The following is a 5,912-nucleotide window of genomic DNA, read 5'->3' on the forward strand; positions in this document are numbered from 1 at the left end:
CTTTGAAGCGCCGACGATTGCCGCGTTTACGGCGCAGATCGGCGCGCATGCTGCCGAGTCGGACGTTCCCTTGCGGCCTGTTGCCCGCGACGAGGGAGCGCTGCCGCTCTCCTTCGCGCAGCAGCGGCTCTGGTTCCTCGATCAGTTGCAGCCCGGCGGTACGCTCCATTCGATCCCGTGTGTCGTTCGGCTGCGCGGCAGGCTGGATCATGCCGCTCTGGAGCGTAGTCTCGGCGCGATCGTTGAGCGCCATGAGGTGTTGCGTACAAGCTTTGGATACGACGCGGTAGCCGCGCAGCCTTTTCAGCAGATCGCACCGCCCAGCCCGGTGGCGCTGCCGGTGCTGCCGCTCGCCGAGGATGTGGGCGACGACACGGTGCCTGCCGTGATTGCGGAGATCGTCCGGCAGCCCTTCGACCTCCAGCGCGGGCCGTTATGGCGGGCAGCGCTCTTCCGGCACGATCCGCGCGATCATATCCTGGTGCTGGTGATTCACCACAGCGTCTTCGATGGCTGGTCGCAAGGCGTGCTGCTGCGCGAGCTCGGCGAATTGTATCCGGGCTTTGTGCAAGATCAGCCGGTGACACTACCGGCGCTGCCGATCCAGTACGCCGACTTCGCGCACTGGCAGCGCGCGTGGCTACAGGGTGATGTGCTCGATCAGCAGTTGAGCTACTGGCGGGCGCAGTTAGCCGATGTTGCGTCGCTTGATCTGCCCACCGATTACCAGCGTCCCGCAATGTCGTCGGATCGCGGCGCGCATACCAGCTTTCAGATCCCCGCTGTTCTTGCGTCGGCGCTGCACCGGCTCAGCCAGGATCTGGATAGCACGCTGTTTATGACGCTGCTGGCGGCGTGGCAGACGTTGCTCGCGCGCTACAGCGGCCAGACCGACATCCCGGTAGGCACGCCAATCGCCGGGCGGGTCCGGCCTGAGCTAGAAACCCTGATCGGCTTTTTTGTCAATACGCTGGTGCTGCGCACCGATCTCAGCGGTCAGCCGAGCTTCGCGGAGGTCGTCGAGCGGGTGCGCCGCGTCTGCCTGGGTGCCTTCGCCCATCAAGATCTGCCCTTCGAGATGCTGGTAGAGCACGTGCAGCCTACGCGCGACCTGAGCCGCTCGCCGCTGTTTCAGGTGATGTTTGCCCTCCAAAACCTGCCGCGTCGCGCGATCGAGCTGCCTGAGCTTATCTTCGAGCCGATCGGTACGGAGCGACATACCAGCCAGTTTGACCTGAGCCTGACGCTGTCTGAGTCGCCCGATGGGCTGCGAGGGCAGCTTGGCTATCGCACCGATCTGTTCGAGGCGGCGACGATCGAGCGGCTGATCGGGCACTACGCGGTGCTGCTGGCGGCGGTGGTGGCCGATCCCCGGCAGCCGATCGTCACGCTGCCGCTGCTGACCGAGGCCGAGCGGCGGCACCTGCTGATCGACTGGAACAGCATGGCGCTGCCGTATCCTGAGGATCAATGCCTGCATCATCTGGTGGAGGCCCAGGCGGCGCGCACGCCCGAGGCGGCTGCCCTGGTCTGTGGCGACGCGGCGCTGACCTATGCCGAGCTGAACGCGCGGGCGAACCAGCTCGCGCATCATCTCAGGGATCTGGGAGTCGGCCCGGAGACGCGGGTCGGGCTTTACGTGGAGCGGTCGCCGGAGCTGGTCGTGGGCGTGCTGGGCATTCTCAAGGCGGGCGGCGCGTACGTGCCGCTCGATCCCGGCTATCCCCACGAGCGGCTCGCGTTCATGGCGCAGGATGCCCGGCTGGGCGTGCTGGTGACACAGGCGACGCTCAGCGCGACGCTGCCCGCCTACGCGGGGATCATGGTCCGGCTGGATGCCGATGCCGCGACGATCGCCGGGCAGCCACAGACGAACCCGCAGACGGACGTGCGGCCCGATCATCTGGCGTACGTGATCTACACCTCCGGCTCGACCGGGCGACCGAAGGGTGTGCTGGTGGAGCATCGGCAGGTGGTGAACACGCTGTGGGGCAATCAGCGGACCTTTGGCTTTGCCCCCACGGATGTGCTGCCCTGGCTGGCGTCGGTCGCCTTCGATATTGCCGTATTCGAGCTGTTCTCGCCGCTGTTTGCGGGTGGCACCTCGGTGATCGTGCGCCGCGAGGAGATCCTGAACCTGCGGCAGCTTGATCTGACGCTGCGGCACTGTACCGCGTTGCACGCCGTGCCGACGCTGCTGCGACAGATTGTGCAGCATACAGTCGCGCCCTACCCGCAGATCCGCCGGGTGTTTGTTGGCGGCGAGGCGGTGCCGCCTGATCTGCTCGCGGCGCTCGCGGTGGTGTTTCCACGCGCGCGGATCACCGTGCTGTACGGCCCCACCGAGGCGACGATCATCTGCATGCACTACCCGGTGCCGCGCGATGTCGCGGTGATGGGCTATCCGATCGGACAGCCGCTGCCCAACTATCAGGTGCGGCTCTACGATGCCCACAGGCAACTGGTGCCTGTGGGAGTGGCCGGAGAGCTGTATATCGGCGGCGTAGGTGTGACGCGCGGCTACCTCGATCGACCGGATCTAACGGCGGAGAAGTATATCGAGCTGGACGGGACCCGCTGGTATCGGACGGGCGATCTGGTCCGCTGGCGAGCCGATGGGACGGTGGAGTTTCTGGGCCGGATCGATCAGCAGGTGAAGATTCGCGGCTTCCGCATCGAGCTGGGCGAGATCGAGGCGCTGCTGACGCAGCATCCTGCCGTGCGCGAGGCAGTGGTAGTGCGCGACAACCACGCGGGCGATCCTCGGCTGGTAGCATATGTTGTACCAAACCAGGAACCAGGCACAGAGAACAGCACGGCCATAGAATCTGGTTCTTTATCCCCTGTTCTCGGTTCTCCTCAGCAGCTCCGCGAGTTCCTGGGGCAGCGCCTCCCCGACTACATGGTGCCGAGCGCGTTCGTCGTGCTGGATGCGCTGCCGCTGACACCGATGGGGAAGATCGATCGCAAGGCGCTGCCCGCGCCGGAGCTGTCTCAGGCCGCGTCGGAGGCCGCTTTTGTGCCGCCGCGCACGGCGCTGGAGGAGCAGATCGCCAGCGTGTGGTCGGCGGTGCTCGGCGTGGAGCGCGTGGGCGTCCATGACAACTTCTTTGCGCTCGGCGGCCACTCGCTGCTCGCTACGCAGGTGATCACCCGCGTGCAGCAGCTCATCGGGCAGGAGGTGCCGCTGCGGCTGCTCTTTGAAGCGCCGACCGTCGCCGCGTTTGCCGCGCACCTTGGCGACGAGCCGATCGACGAGCGAGACTCCGAGCGGGTTATCAGCACGCTCGCAGCCGATCGACCGCAGCCCGATCGTGCATTGCCGGCAGCGCGTGCCGCCGCGACGGACGATCCCCACGAGCGCTGCGTCCACGATCTCTTCAGCGTCCAGGCCGATCGGACTCCAGAGGCGATTGCGCTGGCCTATGGCGACGAGCGTCTGACCTATGCCGCGTTGAACGCCCGCGCCAACCAGCTTGCCCGCTATCTCCAGACCTTAGGCGTCGGCCCTGAGGTCCTGGTTGGTATCTGCCTCGATCGCTCGATCAATTTGGTTATCGGATTGCTCGCGATTCTCAAAGCGGGCGGCGCGTACGTGCCCCTCGATCCGAGCTATCCCGCCGAGCGGCTGAGCTTTATGCTTCAGGACACGCAAACGCCGGTCGTGCTCACCGCAGAGCGCTTTCGTTCGATGCTGCCCGCGCACGCCGGGCGGACGCTGTGCCTCGACTCGGAGTGGCCGATTGTGGCGCAGCAGCCGGAGATCGCGCCGCCCAGCGCTGCCACCGCCGACAACCTGGCGTATGTGATGTACACCTCTGGCTCCACGGGCACGCCCAAGGGCGTCGGCATTTCCCATCGCGGGATCACCCGCCTGGTCTGCAAGACGGACTATGCCCAACTGACATCGAGCGATCGGGTTGCGCAGGCATCCAATACCGCATTCGACGCCGCAACCTTCGAGATCTGGGGAGCGCTGCTGAACGGCGCGCGGGTGGTTGGCGTTGCCAGGGAGACAGCGCTGGCTCCCGATCAGTTTGCCGCCCTGCTTCGTGCGGAGCAGATTACCACGGCCTTTATGACCACCGCCTGGTTCAATCAGGTGTCCAGCCTGCTGCCGGATGCGTTTCAATCCCTGCGGCATCTGCTCTTCGGCGGCGAGGCGTGCGATCCGCAGCGCGTGCGCGAGGTGCTCCAGCATGGCGCGCCCGAGCGCCTGCTGCATGTGTACGGCCCCACCGAAAGCACAACCTTCGCATCCTGGCATCTGGTCAGCGCCGTGCCAGCGGATGCGTCCACGGTGCCGATCGGCATGCCGATCGCCAACACGCAGATCTATCTGCTCGATCGGCAGCTTCAGATCGTGCCTCCGGGCGAGCCGGGTGAGCTCTACATCGGCGGCGCTGGCCTGGCGCGCGGCTACCACAACCGGCCCGACGTGACGGCGGAGAAATTCGTGCCTGATCCGCTTGGCACCACACCCGGCGGGCGGCTCTACCGCACGGGCGACCTGGCGCGCTACCGTGAGGACGGCGCGATCGAGTTCGTCGGGCGGATCGACCACCAGATCAAGCTGCGCGGCTTCCGCGTCGAGCTAGGCGAGATCGAGGCCGTGCTGCGCCAGCATGAGGCCGTGCGCGAGGCCCTCGTGCTGCTGCGCGAGGATATGTCGCCCGCAGGCGGGCACGCGCAGAAACGGCTGGTCGCCTACGTCGTAGAACGGCGGAACAAGGCAGCGGATTCGGAGCACCCAGGTTCTTTGTTCGGAGAATCGTCCGGGCCTCTTTGTTCTCCGCAGGACCTCCGCGCGTTCCTGGGGCAGCGTCTGCCCGACTACATGGTGCCGAGCGCCTTTGTGGTGCTCGACGCGCTGCCGCTCACCCCCAACGGCAAAGTCGATCGCCGCGCGCTCCCGGCGCCGGATCGCTCGGATGCGGTCGAGCAAGAGGGCTTTGTCGCGCCGCGCACCGTCACCGAAGCGCTGATCGCCGCTGTTTGGACGGAGGTGCTGGGCATCAGTCCGATCGGGGCGCATGATAACTTCTTCGCGCTGGGCGGGCACTCACTCCTGGCGACGCAGATTGCTACCCGGCTGAGCGAGCGAACGGGCCGCGACGTGCCGCTGCGGCTGCTCTTTGAAGCGCCGACCGTCGCCGCGTTTGCCGCGCGTCTCGGCGGGCAGCAGGCGACCGCCGCGCTGCCCCTCACGCCCACGCCCCGCGATGGCACGCCCCTGCCGCTCTCGTTTGCTCAGCAGCGCCTCTGGTTCCTCGACCAGCTCACGCCCGGCAGCAGTGCCCACAACCTCCCGCTGCTCCTGCGCCTCCGGGGACCGCTCGATCGCGCCGCGCTCCAGCACAGCCTGACCACCCTCGTCGCGCGGCACGAGGTGCTGCGCACCACCTTTGTGGCGGGCGCAGCGGAGCAGCCCGTGCAGGTCATCGCCGAGGCACACGATATCGCGCTGCCGCTGATCGGCGTGCCGGCGCTCGCCGGCATGGCCCCGTCCGACGTGCTGCTGGCGCTGGTGCGCGCCGAGGCCGAGCGTCCCTTTGATTTGCGCCAGGGGCCGCTGCTGCGCGCCACGCTCTTCCAGACCACTCCCGCCGACCATACCCTCGTGCTGGTCTTCCACCACAGCATCTCCGATGGCTGGTCCGAGAGCATTCTGCTGCGCGAACTCGCCGCCTGCTACACGGCCTTCGTCGCCGATCAGCCCGTGGCGCTGCCCGAGCTGCCGATCCAGTACGCCGACTACGCCGTCTGGCAGCGGCAGTGGTTACAGGGCGGCATCCTGGAGCAGCAGCTTGGCTACTGGCGGCGGCAGTTGCGCGGCGTCGCGGCGCTGGACTTGCCGACCGACTCCCCGCGTCCGCCGGTCTGGAGCGGACGGGGCGCCAGCGTGGCGGTGC

At 67.2% G+C, this 5,912-nt stretch carries 1 protein-coding gene; it reads left to right on the forward strand.

What is annotated here, in order from left to right; all coding sequences use genetic code 11:
* Positions 1-5,912 (forward strand): amino acid adenylation domain-containing protein (locus VFZ66_29065; protein HEX6293266.1); only part of this gene is annotated, 5,912 nt, incomplete at both ends.

The sequence above is a fragment of the Herpetosiphonaceae bacterium genome (genome assembly GCA_036374795.1).
Taxonomy (GTDB): Bacteria; Chloroflexota; Chloroflexia; order Chloroflexales; family Kallotenuaceae; genus LB3-1.